This window comes from Streptomyces sp. SS7, from assembly GCF_037993025.1.
Taxonomy (GTDB): Bacteria; Actinomycetota; Actinomycetes; order Streptomycetales; family Streptomycetaceae; genus Streptomyces.
On the sequence record NZ_CP141223.1, the window covers coordinates 9,260,471 to 9,280,555 of the forward strand.

Below are 20,085 nucleotides of genomic sequence, written 5' to 3' on the forward strand. Positions count from 1 at the left end.
CGGCGCGCAGGGCGTGGTCGTCGGGGGACGCGAACTACGGCTGTTGGCTCTGCTCGGCTTCCGCGCGGCCGTAGTAGGCGGTTCGCATGAGTTCCCGCATGTCGTCGAGCAGGGGCATCCGGGGGTTGGCGGGGGCACACTGGTCCTCGTAGGCGTTGAGGGCCTGTTGGGGCAGGGCGTCGAGGAAGGTGTGCTCGTCGACGCCGAGGGCCTGGAACGACGGCTCGATGCCGACGGCGCCGCGCAGCCGTTCCACCGCCGCGGCGAGGGACTCGACGCCCTCGGCCGGGGTGGCCGCCGGCAGGCCGAGGGCGCGGGCGATGTCCTGGAAGCGTTCGGGGGCGCGGTAGTGCTCGTACTTGGGCCAGCCGGTGAGCTTCGTGGGGGCGCTGCCGTTGTAGCGGATGACGTGCGGCAGGAGCACGGCGTTGGTGCGGCCGTGCGCGATGTGGAACGTGGCGCCCAGGGTGTGGGACATGGCGTGGACGATGCCCAGGAAGGCGTTGCCGAAGGCCATGCCCGCGATGGTGCCGGCGTTGTGCATCTTCTCCCGCGCCTCGGGGTGGCCCGCACGGTCGCTCACGGCCGCCTCGATGTGGTCGAAGATCATCCGGATCGCGTGCAGGGCGAGGCCGTCGGTGAAGTCGTTGGCGTAGACGGACACGTACGCCTCGATGGCGTGGGTGAGGGCGTCGAAGCCGCTGTCGGCGGCCAGCGCCCGAGGCAGTCCGGTGGTGAGCAGGGGGTCGACGATCGCCACGCTCGGGGTGAGCGCGTAATCGGCCAGCGGGTACTTCTTGCCGGTGGCCGGGTCGGAGATCACGGCGAACGGGGTCACCTCGGCGCCGGTGCCGGAGGTGGTCGGGACGCACACCAGGCGGGCCAGCCTGCCCAAGGTCGGGAAGCGGAAGGCGCGTTTGCGGATGTCGGAGAACTTGTGCCGCATGTCGGCGAAGTCGACGTCCCTGCCCTCGGCCTGCTCCTCGTAGAGCAGCCACATCACCTTGGCCGCGTCCATGGGGGAGCCGCCGCCCAGGGCGATGATGGTGTCGGGACGGAAGTCGCCCATGAGGCGGGCGCCGCGCCGGACGGAGTCGATGCTGGGCTCCGGTTCGACGTTGTCGATGACCTGGACGGTGACCGGCTCCCGGCGCCGGCGCAGCACGCGCTCGACCCGGTCGACGAGGCCGAGGCGGGTCATCGTCGCGTCGGTGACGACGGTGACCCGGTGGACGTCCGGCATCGACGTGAGATAGCGGAGTGACTGGGGCTCGAAGTAGATCTTGGGCGGCACCTTGAACCACTGGAGGTTGTTGCGGCGCGCGGACACGCGCTTGACGTTCAGTAACTGGGCGGCCGAGACGTTGTTCGACACCGATGTGCTGCCCCAGGAGCCGCAGCCCAGCGTCAGCGACGGCAACAGGCTGTTGTAGATGCCGCCGATCGCGCCTTGCGAGGACGGGGCGTTGACGATGATCCGCACGGTCTTCATACGGCGGCCGTACGCCTCCGCCAGCGCGGGGTCCCCGGTGTGGATGACGGCGGTGTGGCCCTGTCCGTGGAAGGCGACCATGTCGGCGGCCAGGTCGAAGCCCTGCTGCTCGGAACCGGCCCGCAGGACGGTGAGGACCGGGCAGAGCTTCTCGCGGGTCAGGGGCTCGTCAGGACCGACCCGGTCGGCCTCCACCAGGATGAGGGAAGTGCCGACGGGCACGGTGAAGCCCGCCTGCTCGGCGATCCAGGACGCGCTCTGTCCGACCGCCGCGGAGTTGACCTTGGGCTCGCCACCCGCGCCCGCCGCGGCGACGGGGAACAGAAAGGTCTCCAGCCTCGCCTTCTCCTCGTCGGTGGCCAGGTGGGCGTGCAGGGTGCGGAATTCGGCGAGAACCGCGTCGTAGATCTCCTCGTCCAGGACGACGGCCTGCTCGGAGGCGCAGATCATGCCGTTGTCGAAGGACTTGGACAGCGACAGGTCGTTCACGGCCCGGCGCACGTCGGCGCTGCGGTGGACGTAGGCGGGAACGTTGCCGGCGCCCACGCCCAGGGCGGGCTTGCCCGCCGAGTAGGCGGCCTTGACCATGGCGTTGCCGCCGGTGGCCAGGATGAGTGAGACCCCGGGGTGTCGCATCAGGGTGCCGGTCGCCTCGACGGACGGCGTCTCGATCCACTGCACGCAGTGCTCCGGCGCGCCCGCGGCGACCGCCGCGTCCCGCACGACACGGGCAGCCTGTGCGCTGCAGCGCTGGGCGGAGGGGTGGAAGGCGAACACGACGGGATTGCGGGTCTTCAGCGCCATCAGCGCCTTGAAGATCGTGGTGGAGGTCGGGTTGGTCACGGGCGTGACCGCGCAGACCACTCCGACCGGTTCGGCGATCTCGGTCATGTCGTCGAGGTCGTCGCGGGCGATGACACCGACCGTCTTCATCGGGCCCATGCTGTGCGTGACGTACTCGCAGGCGAACATGTTCTTGGCGGCCTTGTCCTCGAAGACACCGCGCCCGGTCTCCTCCACTGCGAGCCGGGCCAGCGCGGTGTGCTGGTCCAGGGCGGCGACCGAGGCCTTCTTGACGATGTGGTCGACCTGTTCCTGGTCGAGCGTCTCGTAGTCGGTGAGTGCCTTCAGCCCGTTCGTCACCAGGCGGTCCACCGCGATGCCGATGTCGGACGGCGCGCCGGCGGGGTCGGTGGTCGCTCTGCGGTCGTCGTGGCGGGTCATGGGGGCGAGCCTCCGTCGTCGAGTCGGGGAGCGCCGCGCCGGGGCGGCGCGGAGAAGGAGCGGTACCGCGGGACGGGCCGGTACAGCCTCCGCCGGCAGCGCCTTCCGGCAGCGCCTTCCGGCAGCGTCTCCCGTCAGCGGGGTCCGGGAGCAGGTCCCGTTGGTCCCTTCACCGGGCCGAACGGTCCCGAAGTGCCAAGGAGAAGAGGCCTGTTGACGACACCGATCACGCCGTCGACCCGGTACGTCAGCCGGATCACGAGCGTCAGATCTGCGCCGTGTTCCCAGGGGCCGTGCAGGGTGACCACGCCGTCCCGGACCGAGACGGTCACCTCGGGAGCGGTCCGGCCGAGGGCGCGGGGCAGTACGTCGTCGAGGATCTCCCGGCGGATCTCCTCGTCGGTCCGCAGGAACACCCGCAGCAGGTCACGCCGGGTGGCGATGCCGATCAGCCGGTCCTCCTCGTCCACCACCGGCAGCCGCTCGACGCCACGCCGCTCCATCAGCCGCGCGGCGTCCGCGATCCGTTGCTCCGGATGCACGGTGATCGCGGGCGTCGACATCAGCTCCCGCGCCGTCACGGCCCGGGCGACGGGCCGAGACGCCTGATGGCGGATCAGATCGGTCTCCGAGATGACTCCCACGACCTTGTCGTCGTGATCCAGGACGGGCAGGCCGCTGATCCGGTGTCGGTCCAGCAGCCGTACGACGTCCTTGAACGGCGTCTCCGGGTGCGCCTCGACGACGTCGACGGTCATCACCTCACCGACGATGCGGGCCATGCGACCCACCTCCTTGTCATCTGCTCTCGCTCGTCCCCACCTCGGGGAGCGCGGCTCGGCCGGCCTCGAGACGTGCGACCGGGACGCGGAACGGCGAGCAGGAGACGTAGTCCAGTCCGGCCGCGTGGAAGAAGTGGACGGAGTCGGGGTCCCCGCCGTGCTCGCCGCAGACGCCGATCTTCAGGTCCGGGCGCGTGGCGCGGCCCTCGTCGACCGCGATCCGGACCAGCCGGCCCACACCCGCACGGTCGAGCGTCTCGAAGGGGGAGATGGCGAAGATTCCCCTGTCGAGGTAGGCGGAGAAGAACGCCGCCTCCACGTCGTCGCGGGAGAAGCCCCAGGTGGTCTGGGTGAGGTCGTTGGTGCCGAAGGAGAAGAACTCCGCCTCCTCCGCGATCCGGCCGGCGGTGAGCGCGGCCCGGGGCAGCTCGATCATGGTGCCGACCGGGCAGTGCACCGGGACGCCGGACTCCTCGGAGACCTCGGCGAGGACCCGTTCCACTTCCTCGCGTTCGATGCGCAGTTCCTCCACGGCGCCGACCAGCGGCACCATGATCTCGGCCCCGGGAGAACCCCCGGCCCGGGTGCGCTCCACGACCGCCTCGGCGATCGCTCGCACCTGCATGGCGACCAGACCCGGCACGACCAGGCCCAGGCGCACTCCCCGCAGCCCGAGCATCGGGTTCTCCTCGTGCATCCGGTTGACCGCGTCGAGGAGTGCGGCGTCGTGCGGGTCGGGCTCGGTGCCCCGGGCCTCGGCGGTGGCGATGCGCACGGCGAGGGCGGTGCGATCCGGCAGGAACTCATGGAGGGGCGGGTCGATGAGCCGGATGGTGACCGGCAGACCGTCCATCGCTTCGAGAATGCCGATGAAGTCCTGCCGCTGCAGAGGCAGCAGTGCGCGCAGCGCCTTCTCGCGCTCGGTCTCGTCGCGTGCCAGGATCATCGCCTCGACCAGCTTGCGGCGCTCGCCGAGGAACATGTGCTCGGTGCGGCACAGTCCGACGCCCTGCGCGCCGAACCGCCGGGCCCGGGCGGCGTCCTCGGGGGTGTCGGCGTTCGCCCGCACCTCGAGCCGCCGGGCGCCGTCCGCCCGCTGCATGGCGCGGGCCACGGCCTCGACCAGTCCGGCCGACTGCTCGCCCGTCTCGAAGTACCGCATGACCGCGGAGTCGACCAGGGGAGCGGCGCCCAGGTACACCGCGCCCTCGGAACCGTCGACGGAGACGACCGTGCCCTCCTCGACGACGGTGCCGCCCACGGTGAACCGGCGTGCTGCGGTGTCGACGGTGATCTCCTCGGCGCCGCACACGCACACCGTGCCCATGCCACGAGCGACCACCGCGGCGTGGCTGGTCTTGCCGCCGCGGCTGGTGAGGACCGCCTGTGCGGCGATCATGCCGGGGAGGTCGTCGGGCGTGGTCTCCTGACGGACGAGGACGACCTTCTCGCCCGCGGCAGCCCGGCGGACCGCTTCGGCCGAGTCGAACACCGCCGCGCCCACCGCCGCACCCGGCGAGGCCGGCAGACCGTGCGCGAGCGGCTCGCCGACGGCCGAGGTGTCGAACCGGGGGAACATCAGCCGGGCGAGGCCGTCCCCGCTGACCCGGGCCAGGCCCTGGTCAGGGGTGATCAGCCCCTCGTCGGCCAGCTCGGCCGCGATGGCGAACGCGGCCTCGGCGGTGCGCTTGCCGACCCGGGTCTGGAGCATCCACAGCCTGCCCCGCTCGATGGTGAACTCGATGTCGCACAGATCCTGGTAGTGCGTCTCCAGCGTGCCCATGTGGCCGCGCAGTTGCCCGTACGAGACCGGGTCCAGATCCTCCAGGGCGGTCAGCGGGACGGTGTTGCGGATACCTGCGACGACGTCCTCGCCCTGCGCGTTCGCCAGGTAGTCGCCGTACAGGCCGGGCCGCCCGGTGGCAGGGTCGCGGGTGAAGGCGACGCCGCTGCCGGAGTCGGCTCCGAGGTTGCCGAAGACCATGGTCTGCACGTTGACGGCGGTGCCCAGGTCGTCCGGGATGTGCTCGCGGCGGCGGTACAGCCGGGCGCGCTCGCCCTTCCAGGATTCGAAGACGGCGAGGACCGCGCGGCGCAGCTGCTCGGCCGGGGACTGCGGGAAGTCCTCACCGGTCTCCGCGCGGATCAGGTCCTGGTACGTCCCGACGAGCTCGGCCAGGTCCGCCGCGTTCAGGCCCAGGTCGTCCGCAGCGCCCCGGACCCCCTTGAGGTCGGCCAGGGCGTTCTCGAAGAGAGAGCCGTCGACTCCCATGACGGTGCTGCCGAACATCTGCACGAGACGTCGGTAGGAGTCCCAGGCGAAGCGCTCGTTCCCGGACACCTTCGCCAGGCCGAGCACCGACTCGTCGCCCAGGCCGATGTCGAGGATCGTCTCCATCATGCCGGGCATGGAGAACCGCGCCCCGGAGCGGACGGACAGCAGGAGCGGGTCGTCCGGCTGCCCCAGCCGCCGTCCCGCGGCCTCCTCCAGGGCGACGAGATGTTCGGAGATCTCGCCGGCCAGCGTGTCCGGCTCGGCGCCGGTGGCCAGGAAGGCCCGGCAGGCCTCGGTGGTCACGGTGAAGCCCGGCGGGACGGGCAGGCCCAGCCGGGTCATCTCGGCCAGGTTCGCACCCTTCCCGCCGAGCAGGTCGGCCATGTCCCGGCCGCCTGATGCGAAGTCGTACACGTAACGGACCATGACGCCGGTCTCCTCCGATGGGCTTTCGGGCTGGGTACCTGTCCAGCGTCCGTCCTCCGGGACCGGAAGGGGCAGGTGCTGTCGGTCCCGCCCATGGGGCCGGTCGGCCCAGGCGGGTCCGTCTCCCTCCCGTCGACGGCCCTGATCCGTCGGCCGTGGGGTGCGCGACGCGATGCGGCGGCGGGGGACCTGGACGAGTACCGGTGGGAAGCCCCTCGAGGAGGCACGCATACGGCTGCCGCAGCTGAGGCGGGACGAGCTGCTGGAGGAGCTGCAGGCGCGCCTGGACGCCGTCCGCGGCACCCGGGACCGGGTGGACAGCCTGCCGGAGGCGGTGCTGTCGGTCGGCCGGGAGCCGATGTGCGTCGCTCCGGGCATGGCCCAGGGGCGGGAAGGACGCCACCCGCTTCTCGCGGATCCTGATTGCGCGGTGCGCGGCACTTCGTGACCGCTTCTCCGCGTCCGTGTCGGGTCCTTCCCGCCACCCCCAGCACACCACCGGGACCGGCACGGACGCCAGGGCCGACCGGCCCCAGGTCTGCCGACGCGCACCGGGCCCTGCGGCCCCGCGTACGAGGGCCGCTCCGCACCTCTCCGCGGTTCTCTCGGCTCAAGCGCCGCGCCCCGTCGCGGAGTTGGCTGGAAGCAGGGAGAACGACGCGACCAGGGAGGGCTGAGGACAGTGGGTACCAGTCTCACACCGGAGTTCTGGGAACGGTTCGTGGCGCTGCTCGTGCCGGCCATGGGGCTGACATGTGTTCTCGCGGCGGCCTTCGACAGTCTTGCCGTACGGCTGCTGCGCCGTCGGGCCCCCGAGGCGCCGCCGCAGGCGCCGCAGCGGCTGGCTCGGAAGGACCACCGCCACCGCACGTCGGTGCACTGCTGAGGCGCCTGACCGGTACTGGTTCCGATGGGCTGGGGACTTGGTTCCCGGCCTCGGCCCCTCCTGCGGCAGCGGGGTGCTCCGGAGACTGACGGCGCACCCCTGAAGGAAGTCCGCACATGCCTGCCGGCCTCGCCGCCGCAGACTGGGCCGCCCACCTGCTGCGCGAGACGCGGTCCCGGCTCACGGAACGCCACCCCGACCTGCGGATCACCATGACGCCTGCCGAGGACGAGGCCGTCCCGGCTCTGCCGGCGGCCGCGGAGGACACCGGACCGCTGGTCCGCGGGTCCCGGCGTCTCGACACGGTGGTCCGGTTCCTGGTCGGCTCCGTCGCCCTCGCCGTGGTGGCACGTACGGAACGGCGCGTCGAGCAGCACACCGTACCGCGAGGTCGTTGTGGGGCTGGACCTGGAGGAATCGCCCGCCGTGCGACGCCGGGCGGCGTCGAAGGTCGAACTCGACGACGTCGTCGCCCGGCGGCGGATGAGGCACGGGATGGACTGAGCGGCGTGGCGGTACTGCCAAAAAACCCTGCGCGGGGACATCGCCGACCTCCAGGGCGGCACCACGGGCGAGGGCGTCCACCTGGGTGCCATCCCGGCCCGAGTCATCCGCGTGCCACGGGGCGACATGCGTCACCTCCTCCTACCGGACCGACGGCGGGGCCTCATGCGGAGGGGCCGTACGGCCCCCGGCGGGGACCGGGCAGCCTCTGCCCTCGCACGGGCCGCGGAGTGACGCTGGTACCGGAGGACAGACCGAGCGTGGGAGGTGCCGAGATGCTTCGACCCGTTGTCGCCGGAGTCGACGGATCCGTCGAAAGCCTGGCCGCTGCCGCATGGGCGGCGCGCGAGGCCGAGCGACGGGACACGTCGCTTCACCTGGTGCACGCCTGGGAGTGGCACCCCCGCCGGCAGGAACGCGAGATCGCCGGCGCCGCCCAGCGGCATCTGGCCGGGCGTTCCCTGCGGCAGGCGGAAGCACGCGTCCGTGCCGAGTGCCCCGGCGTCCGTCTCACCGACGAACAGAAGGAGGGCCCGGCCGTCGCCGCCCTGCTGAAGGCGGCGGACCAGGCCGACCTCGTGGTCCTGGGCTCGCGTGGGCTGAGCGGGTTCGCCGGGTTCCTCGTGGGTTCCGTGGCGCTGGGCGTGGTCGCGAAGTCGACGTGCCCCGTCGTCCTCGTCCGGGCGGACGAGGAGGCGGCGGACGAACACGTACCGGCAGGTGACGGAAGCGACGCGACGGACACCGGCTACCGGGACGTCGTACTCGCCGTCGACCTCGCTGAGGCCTGCGACGAGGTCATCGAGTTCGCCTTCGAAGCGGCCCGGCTCCGGCACGCCCGCCTGCGGGCCGTGCACGCCTGGCACACGGCCGACCCCATCGGCCTCGGCCTCGGTGACACCGGTCCGGCGAAGGACACCTGGCAGGGCGAGGAGTGGCTGGCATTCCTCAGGGCCGTGCTCCGGGTGTGGCGCGACAAGTACCCCGATGTCGAGGTCCTCGAGACGGTCGTGGACGAGAAGCCCTCCACGGCGCTCGTCCGGGCCGCCACCGGAGCAAGCCTCCTCGTCGTGGGACACCGCCTCGCCGAACGCCCCGTCGGCCCCCGCACCGGAGCCGTCACCCATGCCGCGATCCACCATGTCGGCTGCCCTGTCGCCGTCGTCCCCCATTTCTGAGGAGGCGGGCATGTCCGAGACGGCGCAGGTCATGACGGGGCCGGTGGTGGCCGGTCCGGACGGTTCGCAGGAGAGCCTCGCAGCGGCTGACCGGGCGGCCGGGAAAGCCCTTCGCCGCAGACTGCCGCTCCGTCCGGTACACGCCTGGGAGGGCCTGCCCGACGACGGTGCCGACGCGGACCTGCCGGAGATCCGCGTACCGCAGTACCACGCGCGGAGAGTGCTGCGTGGAGCCCTTGCAGTCAGGGGACGGGCGGCGTCGGCGGGTTCATGTCGGGCCCGGTCGCCCTGGCCACCGTCGCTCACGCGCACACCGGGCCGGTGGCGCACGCACTGCTCCACCACGTGCGGCGGCCGGTCGTGATGGTCCCGCACGGCTGACGTCGCGGGCGGGGCCTCGGCCGACCCGCCGACCGCACGGTGTCGTAGAAAGGGTGGTCCTGATCATGTTCGCCGTCCACGCAGGCCCCTCTCACGCATCCGGCTACCTGGTCCGGGCCGCCGTCACCGCTCCATCTCCGTGCAACACGCAGCCCTGGACCTTCGTCGCCGAGGACGGGGACAGGGGCATCGAGGTGCACATCGACGGAACCCGGAGACTTCCCGTCGCCGACCCCGCCGGCCGGGAATCGGTCATCAGCTGTGGTGCCGCTCTTCTCAACGTCCGGCTGGCGATGCTCCACCTGGGTTTCACCCCGGTCGTCGAGTACTTCCCGAGCCCGGCGGACCCGGCGTTCCTGGCCCGGGTGGCGTGGGGTGCCCATCAGCGCCCCTCGCCCGAGGTCGAGCGCCTGTTCGGTGCCCTGCGGCGCCGGCACACGGTGCGCGGGCCGTTCCTGGCGGAGCAGCTGCCTCCGTCACTGGCCGACGATCTGCGTGACCACGCACATCGCGCGGGCGCCACGCTCGACTTCGTCACCGGCCGGGCGGGCCGACGGGACTTGGCCGAGCTGGTGCGGCTCGCCGAGGACGCGCACAGATCACGCCCGGACTACGCCGCCGAGCAGCGGCGGTGGACCTGGTGGCCCGACGAGCCGCGGTACGACGGGATTCCCCTCGACATCGACGCGACGCACCCGGACCTCACGACCTTCCCCGGACGGGACTACGTCGGCCTCACCCGGATGTTCCCCGCCCCTCCGCAGCGCCGACCCTCGCGAACCGGACCGGTCGCGATCCTCGGTACGGACCGTGACGACCCCGCGGCCTGGCTCCGCGCCGGTGCGGCCCTCCAGCGGATCCTGCTCGAAGCGGCGGACCGCGGGGTCATGGCGGCCTTCCTCACCCAGCCGCTGGAAGTGCCTTCCCTGAGGGTGAGGATCCGGCAGACGCTGAGCGGCGGCGCCTTCCCGCAGATGATGTTCCGTCTCGGACATCCGTCGTGTGTACGACCGCTGCCCCGGCGGCCGGTCGCCGAGGTCCTCAGGACGCCCGACGCCGACCTCACGTGATCTGGAACGCCTGCGAGTGGCCTCTTCGGCGGCCCACCACGCGGCCGTCACGCTCCCGGACGATGCGTCGAGTCCGATCACGACGGGTCCGATCACGACGGGTGCGGCCCCCACGGGTGCGGCCCCCACGGGTCCGGCCCCCACGGGTCCGGCCCCCACGGGTCCGGCCCCCACGGGTCCGGCCCCCACGGGTCCGGCCCCCACGGGTCCGGCCACCATGCGTCCGGTCATGACACACCTTCCGTGGCCGGCGCGAGAGGTGGCCGGAGCTGTCGACGACCGCGCGCGGTTCCCTCCATTGCCTCAAGCCTCATGACGGTGTCGCGAGCCCGCAGGGACAGGGCCGGACGGTGCGCTTCAGGGACCGACCGGCCCCTGCCGGAGCGATGTGCGCGAAGGGACGGTGGAGCGAGGAAGTAGCACGGGGCCGCCGGGCCCTAGGGGAAAGGGGGGGAGCCGTCATGAGCGGCCCCGTACTGGTGGGAGTGGACGGCTCGGCGACGAGCCTGGCCGCGGTGGAGGCCGCCGCGAGGGAGGCCGAGCGCCTGGGGGTGGAGCTCCGGCTGGCGCACGCCTGCGAGTGGCCGACGGTCCCGGTGCCGCCGGGCGTGCCTCCGTGGGATCCGGGCGGAAGCCGATCACGCGGTCCTGCCGGCGGCGCGCTGACAGAGGCCGAGCGCCGGGCTCGCGGCGCCGCGCCCGGTGTGCGTGTCACCCACACGGTCCTCATGGGTGAACCGGCGTCGGTGCTGGAGACCGAGTCCCGAGGTTCGTCGCTCACCGTCGTGGGCAGCCGACCCGTGAGCCGGTTCGGCGGGGGACGCCGCGGTTCCGTCGCCGCCCGGCTGGCCGCCGGCGGAGGTTCTCCGGTACTGATGGTCCGGGGCGGACCTCAGAGAGTCGGTGTCGTCGTGCTCGCCTGCGACAACGGCCGCCTCGGCCGGCGAGCGGCCGAGTTCGCCTTCGCCGAAGCGGCGGCACGCGAAACCGACGTGGTGGTGCTGAACGGGTCCGCGCCGCGCAACGGGCGGCCTCAGGACGGGAACCACGGCCCACTGGCGGCGCTGCGGGAGAAGTACGGGGACGTCCACGTGCGTCGTGCCCGGGTCCGGGGCGGGACCCGCCGGGCGGTGATCGAAGCGAGCGCACACGCCCAACTCGTCGTGGTCGGTACCCGGCGCCGGGGCGGATGGCCCGCCGCCCTGCGGGCCACGATCAGCCGAGCGGCCCTGCGGCACGCCGACTGCCCCGTCGCGGTGATCCACGAAGAGGGAGAGAACCGGTGACCGGGCCGCCGACGGCCAACTCGCGGGAGCGTACCGTCATAGCGCGGTCCGCGGCAGCGGCGGACGCCGACCGGCTCGCTCCGGCCCGATCGGCGGCCTCCTCCACGTACCGACGAGTGTCTCCGTCCGTCCTGGTCCACGTCGGCCGTTCAAACGGGCGTCAGGCGTTCATCGCTTCCCGCCTCATGCGGTGTCGTGGCCGGTGAGCTGCGGCTCGACGTCGACGACCCCTTCGACGGCGCGTATGAGGCGTACGGCGATCGGGACGAGCGCGGTGTCGCGCACATGTCCGCGCAGGGTGACGACCCCCTCGTGCACGGTGACGTCGAGCGAGTGGCCCGCAGTCGGATACAGGGAGGACACCACCGTCCGGCGGACCTCGTCGGCTATCTCGTCGTCCGGCCGCAGGAAGACCTTGAGCAGATCGGCACGGCTGACGATGCCCTGGAGCATGGCGATGTCGTCGACCACGGGCAGCCGCTTGACGTGCCGGACGGCCATGATCCTCGCGGCCTGGGCGAGCGTGGCGCCGGGATGGACCGTGACGGCCGGGGTGCTCATCAGTTCCTCCGCCCTGGTGGCACCTGCCTTGGCGACATCGGCCAGGCGCTGCCGCTGCTGGGAGAGGCTCTGCTCCTCGTCGTGGAACTCCTCCTTGGGCAGGAGGTCCGCCTCGGAGACGACACCGACGACGCGCCCCTCGCCCTCCAGCACCGGCATGGCGCTGACCTTCCACTGCTCCATGGTCCGCACGATCTCTTTGAACGGAGCGTCACGTCCGACGGCAACGACCGTCTGGGTCATCACATCGCTCACCTTGTACGGACTCCCGGTCATGTCCGGTCACCTCGTCTCGTGTTCGCCTGCCCGCTCATGTGGCCGGTCCCGCACGGCGCGGCACCTCGGGCTCCGGCACCGTGGAGGTGTCGTCCACCCGGTGGTGCAGCTCCGCAGACACGTCGACCACCCCGTCCACGCCCTGGCACAGACGGATGACGACCGGGACGAGCGACTTGCGCTCGACGGTGCCCTTCAGCGACACTCGGCCGTCGACGACCCGCACGGTGACCGCGCCGGGCGCGATGCCGAGCGTGCGCAGGAGTACCTCTCCCGAGATCTCCTCCCGGATGGCGCTGTCGCCCCGGAGGAACACCCGCAGCAGGTCGGTCCGGCTGACCAGGCCCACCAGCCGGTCGGCCTCGTCGACCACCGGCAGCCGTTTGACGTGGTGCCGCTCCATGACCTGGGCCGCCTCCACCGCCGTCCACTGCGGCCTGGCCGTCACGACCGGGCTGTGCATCAGCCCTTCCGCGGTCGTGGCCGCCGCCTTGGCCCGGTCGGCGGGCCGTGGGCGCAGCACCGGCAGCAGGCCCGCCGGATCCAGCAGGGCGGCCTCCTTGCGCAGCAGGTCCGCCTCGGAGACCACACCCACCGCGTGTTCCTCGTCGTCCACGACCGGTACGGCGGTGATGTCGTGCTCGGCGAGCAGTTTGGCCAGTTCCTTGAAGCCGGTGTCCCGGCGCACCTTCACGACCGGCGTGGTCATGAGGTCGCTCACGGTCCGGTGCCGCATGGCTCCCGCCTCCTCGCGTCGCGTACGTGCCTGCTTCCACTGTCCGCCCGGCGGACCTGAGCCGCATGGGCCGGACGGTCCCGACCGGACGGCAACGCGGCCACGGCCCGTCACACGCCGTCCGGGCCGGCACCCTCGTCCGGCCGCGGCGTGCGGCACCCGCCGCAGGGAGTGAGGCTGGAGGGAGAGCGGAGCGGACACACGGCGGCGCGGAGAGCACCCTGGAGGTGCCATGAACGGTGTGGACGGACGTCGGCCGATCGTCGTGGGTGTCGATCCGGACCCCTCGAAGCGGCTGGCTCTCGCCTGGGCCGCCGACGAGGCGGACCGGCGGGCGCTGCCGCTGCGGCTCGTCCATGTCCGGGCAGTGCCCTACGGCGGTTACCGGTCGGGAGAGACACGGCCGTCCTGGGAGCAGGGGAGCCGCACGCTGCGGTCCGCCGGGGAACGGGTGCTCGCGCAAGCCGTCGCCTTCGTCGAGTCCCGGCGGCCGGCGGTGGAGGTGTCGGCGTCGTCGGCGGACGGGGAGCCCGCGTGGGTCCTGCGCGAGGAGGCGCAGAGCGCCTCGATGGTCGTGGTGGGCTCCTGGCACCTGAGCACCGGGGGCGCACCGTTCACCTCTGCCTCGGTGGCGCTTCCGCTCACCGCACACCCCGGGGTGGAACTGCACCACGAAGTCGTCCGCGGCCACCCGGACGGGTCCTCACGCAGGCCTCGCAACACGCCCTCGGCCTGGTCGTGGGAACCCGCGGGCACGGCGGTTTCACGGGCATGCTGCTCGGCTCGGTGAGCCAGGGAGCGCTGCACCACGCCCGCTGTCCCGTCATCACCGTCCCGGTATGCGGGTCCGGACGGCCGCTGGTCCGCCCCGGACGGCCCTGGTGACACCGGGCCGGCCCGCACACGAGGGCAACGCGCCGCCGATTCCGTAGCGGCGAACCGGCGAGACGGCCGCCGAAACCCAGGGAGCCCGTGGCGGACGTGAACCCACGAGCATCGTCCGACAGTCAGGTGGCGGCTCTCGTTCCATGCCGACCCCGACGCGCGCGGCCACCAGGACCGGCACAGCGCCGACATCTCGGCCGGTCGGGGCCCGCACGATGTCCCTGCCTCATCGGGCGTACCACCGCAACCCGACCGGAGTGGCCCGACCCGTGTCGCGGTGGCTCGCGGGCGGTGCGACGGTGTTCACAGGGGGTCTCTCAGCAGCCGTACGGGAAGGCGGTGGCGGCGATGGAACTCCCGCTGGTCGTGGGCGTCGACGGATCGGACTCCAGCCTGCTGGCGGTCGACTGGGCGGTGGATGAGGCGGCACGGCACGGCCTGCCGCTGCGGTTGCTCCACGCCTTCCGGTGGGAGCGTTACGAGCGCGCACTGCCGTCGTTCACCACCGGTCGTCGCGCCGGAGAGGTGATGGCGCAGAACATACTCGCCGCCTGCGCCCAACGCGCCGGGCTCCGGGACCCGGAGGTGAAGGTGTCCGAGGAGGTACTGCCCGACGACGCCGTCTCCGCGCTGCTGCGCACGGCGCCCGACGCGTTCGCCCTGGTCGTGGGGGAACGCGGGCGGGGTGAGGTGTCCGGATTGCTCCTGGGATCGGTCAGCCTCGCGGTCGCGGCACGCGCGGCGTGCCCGGTCGTCGTTGTCCGGGGCGCGGGGCCCAACGTCCGAGGATCCCTCGGCCGGGTCGTGGTGGGCGTCGGTGAAGCCGCCGACCGCTCGGGCGCTGTGCGGTTCGCCGCCCGCGAGGCGCAGGCGCGCGGCTGCGCCCTGACGGCCGTACGGGCCTGGCGTCGCCCGGCCCACGAACACGGGGACAATCCTCCCGCCGCGGATGACTCCGCCGAGGCAGGCGACGCTCGGGCCTCCACGGAACTGGAGGACGCTCTGCGCGAAGTCGTGCGGGAACATCCCGACCTCTCCGTCCACCACCACACGGTCGAGGGGCCGGCCCACCGCGTCCTGCTGGACGCGGCGGCCGACGCCGACCTGATCGTCGTCGGAGCCGTCCGCAGGCACGGACACTTCGGTCTCCAGCTCGGCAGGGTCGCCCACACCCTGCTGCATCACTCCGCCTGCCCGGTGGCCGTCGTACCTCAGCGTGTCTGAGGCCCACGGAGAGGTGGGACTGGATATAGGCACCCGTGCTCCCGTCGGGCTTGACTCATGCGGGCCGCAAGACGGGCCGCCAGGTCAGGGCGCGACGGTGTGGGTGTCCGTGCCGCTGGAACTGGCGAAGTTCGAACTGCCGGTGTAGGCGACGGTGATGGGGTGGGTGCCGACGCTCAAGGTGTTGGTGGTTGTGTCGGCGGTCCCGTTGACGAGGGGGAGAGTGATGGGTGAGCGGTTGCCGATGGTGAAGGTGACGGAGCCGGTGGGGGTGCCCGCTCCTGGTGGAACGGCTGTGACGGTCGCCGTCACGGTCGCGTCCTGCCCCGGACGTGAGGGGTCCGGGGAGGAGACGACCGTGGTCGCTGACTGCGCCCGGTTCACGGTGTGAGGGCCCGTTCCGCCGGACCCGGCGAAGCTGCTGCTGCCGTTGTAGGTGGCGGTGACGGTGAACGGGCCGCTGGACCTGGTGGTGTAGGGGCGGGTGGCGGTGGCGGTGCCATTGGCCAAAGTGGCGGTGACCGGGGTGGTGCCGTCCCCGAAGTCGAAGGTGATCGTGCCGGTGGGGGTGCCCGCCCCGGGAGCGACGGGCGCGACGGTGGCGGTGAAGGTCACCGGCTGGCCCACCACCGACGGATTTGGCGACGAACTGACCGTCGTCGTGGTCGATGCCGGGTTGACGGTCTGCGTGTCCGTGCCGCTGGAGCCGGCGAAGTCGGGGCTTGCGCCGTAGGTCGCGGTGACCGTGTACGGACTGCCGCTCCTGGCGGTGTAAGCCCGCGTGACCGTAGCCGCGCCATCGGTCACGGTGGCCGTGACGGGGGTGGTGCCGTCCCCGAAGCTGAAGGTGACCGTGCCGGTGGGGGTGCCTGTTCCAGGGGCGAGGGGGACGACGGTGGCGGTGAAGGTCACCGGCTGGCCCACCACCGACGGATCCGGTGACGAGCTGACCGTCGTGGTGGTCGATGACCTGCTCACGGTATGCACGTCCGTTCCGCTGGAGCCCGAGAACGCCGGGGTTCCGTTGTAGGTGGCGGTGACCGTGCAGGGGCTGCCGGTCCTGGTGGCGTAGGGGCGGGTGGCGGTGGCGGTGCCATTGGTCAGGGTGGCGGTGACGGGGGTGGTGCCGTCCCCGAAGCTGAAGGTGACGGTGCCGGTGGGGGTGCCTGTTCCAGGGGCGAGGGGGACGACGGCGGCGGTGAAGGTCACCGGCTGGCCCACCACGGACGGATCCGGCGACGAACTGACCGTCGTGAGCGTCGACGCCCGGTTCACGGTGTGCGTGTCCGTGCCGTTCGGGCCTGTGAAGTCCGTGTCGCCGCCGTAGGCGGCGGTGACCGTGTACGGGACATCCTTCCGGTCGGTATAAGCCCGTGTGACGGTGGCGGTGTCACCGGCCAGTGGTGCGGTGACCGGGGTGGTGCCGTCGCCGAAGTTGAAGGTGATCGTGCCGGTGGGGGTGCCCGCCCCGGGAGCGACGGGCGCGACGGTGGCGGTGAAGGTCACCGGCTGGCCCACCACCGACGGATCCGGCGACGAACCCACAACCGTGGCCGTCGACGCCCGGTCCACGGCGTGCGTGTCCGTCCCGCTGGAGGAGACGAAGTCGAGGCTTCCTTCGTAGGTCGCGGTGACCGTGTACGGACTGCCGGCCCTTGCGGCGAAGACATGGACGACGGTGGCGGTGCCGTCGGTCAGGGTGGCTGCGACCGGTGTCGTGCCGTCCCCGAAGTCGAACTCGACCGTGCCGGCGGGGAGGCCTTCTGCGGGGGCCAGAGGTGCGACAGAGGCGGTGAAAGTGACGCTCGTGCCGACCACCGACGGATCCGGCGACGAGGTGACGTTGGTGAGGGTCAACCCCCGGCGCACCCGGTGCGTGTCGGTGGTGGTGGAGCCGGTGAAGTCCGCGTCGCCGCCGTAGGTGGCGGTGACCGGGTACGGGCTGTCGACGGCGCTCGTACAGGTGTGGGTGGTCGTGGCCGACGCCTCGGTCAGCGTCAGCGTGACGGGGGTGGTGCCGTCGCCGAAGTCGAGGGTGACGCTGCCGGTGGGGGTCCCCGCCCCGGGGTCGTCGGCTGTCACGGTGAGGATGAAAGTGACCGGCTCCCCCACCACGGACGGATTCGGCGCGGACACCACCTCGATCTTCGTCGATGCCGGTTCCACGGTGTGGGTGCGCGTCGTGGTGGAGCCGGCGAAGTTCTCCCCGTCGTCGTAGGTGGCGGTGACCGGGTACGGGCTGCCGCTGGCGGCGTAGGCGTGCGTGATCACGGCCGTGCCGTCGTCGACAGGGGCAGCGGCCGGCGCCGTACCGTCCCCGAAGTCAAAGATGACGGTGCCCGTCGGTAGGTCCGCCCCAGCGGTGTCCGGTGTGACGGTCGCGGTGAAGGTGACCGGCCGGCCCGTCACAGATGGCTCGGGTGAGGAGCTGAGCGCAGTGGTCGTGGGGGCCCGGTTCACCGTATGGAGATCGTGCCCCGCGGAGGAGCTGAGCGTTGCAGTGTCGCTGGCGTACACGGCGATGACCGGGTAGGGGCTGCCGGTCGCGGAGGTGTAGGTGTGGCTGACGGCGGCGATCCCGTCCGCCACGGGTGCCTGCCCGGTGGGCGTGCCGTCGCCGAAGTCGAAGGTGACGATGCCGGTGGGGGTACCGGCCCCGGCGGTGACCGGCGCGACGGTGGCGGTGAAGGTCACCGGCTGCCAGGCCGTCGACGGATCGGGTGCGGAGATCACCGTCGTGGTGGTGGCCTGGACACCGGAGCGCACCCGGTGGGTGCTGACGTCGCCGGAGGGGGCGTAGTCGGTGTCTCCGCTGTAGGAGGCGGTGATCGTGTAGGTGGTTTCGGTGGCGGGGTAGGCGTGGGTGACCGTAGCCACGCCGGCCACCAGGGTCTCGACGGCGGCCGGTGTGCCGTCGCCGAAGTCGACGGTCACCGTGCCCGTGGGCTGCCCGGCGCCGGGGGCGGCCACGACGACCCGCGCGGTGACGGTCGCCGGTGTATCGGGGTTGGAGGGCTCCGGGGAGGACAGAACCGTCGTTGAGGTCGGTGCCTGCCCCACGGCCTGCTCCACGGTGTCCGACGACGGGGCGAAGTCGTCATCGCCGCTGTAGGCGGCGGTGACCGTGTACGGGCTGCCGCCGGTGGTGGTGTAGCTGTGGGTCACTGTTGCCAGCCCGTCCACCACCACGGCGGTGACCGGGACGGTGCCGGCGCCGAAGTCGAACCAGACTGTGCCCGTCGGCGCGCCGGCCGCAGGAGCGGCGGGAGCGACGGCCGCGGTGAACACGACCGGCTCGCCGACGACGGGCAGTTCCGAGGAGGAAGTCAGCACAGTCGTCGTCGGCGGGTCGACGTAGGTGTAGGCGGGGCCGATGGAGATGCCGCCCAAGGCGGTCACCACCACTGGCGCACTGACGGTGCGCCTGGGCGGGGCGGGTGGCGCGGGAGGCGCGGCGAGGACGAGCTGGCTGTCGGAGACAACCGTCGGATACACGCTGACGGGCCCGATCCGTACCTCCTGGGTGGTGTAAAGACCGATGCCGGTGACGGTGACGGTGTTGCCGCCCTCGTTCGGCCCGGTGGTCGGGGAGATGGCCCGGATGCGTGGGGGCTGCAGGTAGAAGAACGTCCCGATCGTGCGGGCGACACCCGCGAGGGTGACGGTGACCGGGACGACGCCGGTGCCGGCGGGGGTGACGGCGGCGATGGTGAAGTCGTCCACGACCGAGAACGATGCGGCTGGGCGAGAACCGAAGCGCACTTGGGTGGCGCCGGTGAAGCCGCGGCCGCTGAGAATGACCGTGGTGCTCCCTCCGGTGGGCCCCTGGTCGGGCGAGACAGCCACCGGAATGTTCAGGACGGTGACCGTGCCGGTGTCGCCGTCCGCGACGTAGATGTTGCGGCTGTCGCGGGTCACGGCGATCCCGCCGGGCCGGCCGAGCCCGGTGACGGTGGCGGACCGGACGTTCGTGGCCAGGTCGATCGCCGCGACCGAACCGGAGCCGCTCTCGGTGACATAAGCCAGCGCGCCACGAGGGCCGACGGCCAGGGAGACGGGAGCGTCGAAGCCGCCGATCGCGGTGGCCACTCTGTATGTGGTGGTGTCCACGACACTGACCAGGCCGCTGCCCCGGTCGGCGACGTACAGCCGCTGCCCGTCGGGTGTGACGGCCACAGCCTGTGGCTGGGTGAACCCTCCGATGGTCGCTACGGCCGTGTTCGTATCGGTGTTGACGACGGTGATCGTGCCGTCGCCGAAGTTGCTGACGTACACGTAGGGGGCGTCCGGGCAGAGAGCCACCTCATACGGGGTGTTTCCCACCGCCACGCTCGCCACGGCCACGCGCGTGGCGGTGTCCACCGTGATCAGACTGCCGGTGTCCTGGCTGACCGCGTAGGCGCGGGTGCCGTCGTGGGAGAAGACGATGCCCATCGGTGCGGAGATGCCGCCGATCGTCGCGGTGACGGTCTGGGTCGCGGTGGCGATCACGCTGACTGTCCCGGAGGCGAAGTTGCCCACATACGCTTCCGTCCCGGCCGGGTTGACGGCGACTCCCCACGGGCCGGAGCCCACCGTGACCGTGGCGACGGCGGACCGGGTGACGGTGTCCAGGGCAGTGACCGTGCCCGAGCCGAAGTTCGTCACGTAACCGGCCCGGCCCCGGCGGGCGATGGCCACACCTGCCGGGCTGTCACCGACCGGGATGGTGGCGATGCGGGCAGCGGAAACCGTGGTGCTCACAGCACGCGACCGCGCAAGCAGATCGAGGGACAAGGGCGACACCCTCCTCCTGGGGAACGGGGTTGGCCGGGGACGCCCGGCGATGATGTCGGGAACCATCAGGACGGGGGCCTGACGGGTCCCCGTGCCACCTGACAGCGCGGGGACCGGTCGCTG

Annotated in this window: 11 protein-coding genes and 2 pseudogenes; 7 read left to right on the forward strand and 6 right to left on the reverse strand. The window is 72.2% G+C overall.

Going from position 1 to position 20,085, the window contains the following annotated elements; genetic code table 11:
* Positions 1 to 34 precede the first annotated feature (34 nt).
* The 3 genes from adhE to ppdK form a co-directional block, all read right to left on the reverse strand.
* Positions 35 to 2,716 carry a bifunctional acetaldehyde-CoA/alcohol dehydrogenase gene (gene adhE / locus U5640_RS41650; protein ID WP_340384413.1) on the reverse strand — a complete coding sequence of 894 codons (2,682 nt, stop codon included), beginning with the start codon at positions 2,714 to 2,716 and terminating at the stop codon, positions 35 to 37.
* Between the two features lie 134 nt (positions 2,717 to 2,850).
* A complete protein-coding gene (locus tag U5640_RS41655) occupies positions 2,851 to 3,498 on the reverse strand; it encodes a CBS domain-containing protein (RefSeq protein WP_340384414.1) in 648 nt (215 codons plus the stop codon).
* Positions 3,499 to 3,514: 16 nt separating this feature from the next.
* Complete coding sequence (ppdK, locus tag U5640_RS41660) at positions 3,515 to 6,199, reverse strand: pyruvate, phosphate dikinase (protein WP_340384415.1); 2,685 nt, start codon at positions 6,197 to 6,199, stop codon at positions 3,515 to 3,517.
* 172 nt (positions 6,200 to 6,371) lie between these two features.
* Between ppdK and U5640_RS41665 the strand changes: the two are divergent.
* The 5 genes and pseudogenes from U5640_RS41665 to U5640_RS41685 form a co-directional block, all read left to right on the forward strand.
* Positions 6,372 to 6,554, forward strand: a pseudogene (locus U5640_RS41665) (hypothetical protein); the annotation flags it as partial.
* A gap of 327 nt (positions 6,555 to 6,881) precedes the next feature.
* Positions 6,882 to 7,085, forward strand: coding sequence for a hypothetical protein (locus U5640_RS41670; RefSeq protein ID WP_340384416.1), 204 nt, complete (start codon positions 6,882 to 6,884; stop codon positions 7,083 to 7,085).
* Between the two features lie 779 nt (positions 7,086 to 7,864).
* Positions 7,865 to 8,767 carry a universal stress protein gene (locus U5640_RS41675; RefSeq protein ID WP_340384417.1) on the forward strand — a complete coding sequence of 301 codons (903 nt, stop codon included), beginning with the start codon at positions 7,865 to 7,867 and terminating at the stop codon, positions 8,765 to 8,767.
* Positions 8,768 to 9,213: 446 nt separating this feature from the next.
* Positions 9,214 to 10,218: a hypothetical protein gene (locus tag U5640_RS41680; protein WP_340384418.1), complete on the forward strand. Its 1,005-nt coding sequence runs from the start codon at positions 9,214 to 9,216 to the stop codon at positions 10,216 to 10,218.
* Positions 10,219 to 10,679: 461 nt separating this feature from the next.
* Positions 10,680 to 11,504 carry a universal stress protein gene (locus U5640_RS41685; RefSeq protein WP_340384419.1) on the forward strand — a complete coding sequence of 275 codons (825 nt, stop codon included), beginning with the start codon at positions 10,680 to 10,682 and terminating at the stop codon, positions 11,502 to 11,504.
* A gap of 183 nt (positions 11,505 to 11,687) precedes the next feature.
* Here the strand turns inward: U5640_RS41685 and U5640_RS41690 are convergent, their stop codons facing one another.
* On the reverse strand, positions 11,688 to 12,341 hold the full coding sequence (locus U5640_RS41690) for a CBS domain-containing protein (RefSeq protein ID WP_340384420.1): 654 nt from the start codon (positions 12,339 to 12,341) through the stop codon (positions 11,688 to 11,690).
* Positions 12,342 to 12,375: 34 nt separating this feature from the next.
* Positions 12,376 to 13,077 carry a CBS domain-containing protein gene (locus U5640_RS41695; RefSeq protein ID WP_340384421.1) on the reverse strand — a complete coding sequence of 234 codons (702 nt, stop codon included), beginning with the start codon at positions 13,075 to 13,077 and terminating at the stop codon, positions 12,376 to 12,378.
* Positions 13,078 to 13,309: 232 nt separating this feature from the next.
* On the opposite strand from U5640_RS41695, the pseudogene U5640_RS41700 reads away from it, so the two are divergent.
* Positions 13,310 to 13,962: pseudogene (locus U5640_RS41700) on the forward strand (universal stress protein).
* Positions 13,963 to 14,310: 348 nt separating this feature from the next.
* A complete protein-coding gene (locus tag U5640_RS41705; protein ID WP_340384422.1) occupies positions 14,311 to 15,186 on the forward strand; it encodes a universal stress protein in 876 nt (291 codons plus the stop codon).
* Between the two features lie 84 nt (positions 15,187 to 15,270).
* On the opposite strand, the gene U5640_RS41710 is transcribed toward U5640_RS41705, so the two are convergent.
* Positions 15,271 to 19,929, reverse strand: a complete 4,659-nt coding sequence (locus U5640_RS41710; protein WP_340384423.1) for an Ig-like domain repeat protein — start codon at positions 19,927 to 19,929, stop codon at positions 15,271 to 15,273.
* Positions 19,930 to 20,085: the final 156 nt, after the last annotated feature.

What these genes read in the sequence shown, in the direction of transcription:
- U5640_RS41690 (WP_340384420.1), bottom strand. Translation starts at nt 12,341, where the DNA reads ATGACCGGGAGTCCGTACAAGGTGAGCGATGTGATGACCCAGACGGTC.
- U5640_RS41675 (WP_340384417.1), top strand. Translation starts at nt 7,865, where the DNA reads ATGCTTCGACCCGTTGTCGCCGGAGTCGACGGATCCGTCGAAAGCCTG.
- U5640_RS41685 (WP_340384419.1), top strand. Translation starts at nt 10,680, where the DNA reads ATGAGCGGCCCCGTACTGGTGGGAGTGGACGGCTCGGCGACGAGCCTG.
- adhE (WP_340384413.1), bottom strand. Translation starts at nt 2,716, where the DNA reads ATGACCCGCCACGACGACCGCAGAGCGACCACCGACCCCGCCGGCGCG.
- ppdK (WP_340384415.1), bottom strand. Translation starts at nt 6,199, where the DNA reads ATGGTCCGTTACGTGTACGACTTCGCATCAGGCGGCCGGGACATGGCC.
- U5640_RS41705 (WP_340384422.1), top strand. Translation starts at nt 14,311, where the DNA reads ATGGAACTCCCGCTGGTCGTGGGCGTCGACGGATCGGACTCCAGCCTG.
- U5640_RS41695 (WP_340384421.1), bottom strand. Translation starts at nt 13,077, where the DNA reads ATGCGGCACCGGACCGTGAGCGACCTCATGACCACGCCGGTCGTGAAG.
- U5640_RS41680 (WP_340384418.1), top strand. Translation starts at nt 9,214, where the DNA reads ATGTTCGCCGTCCACGCAGGCCCCTCTCACGCATCCGGCTACCTGGTC.
- U5640_RS41655 (WP_340384414.1), bottom strand. Translation starts at nt 3,498, where the DNA reads ATGGCCCGCATCGTCGGTGAGGTGATGACCGTCGACGTCGTCGAGGCG.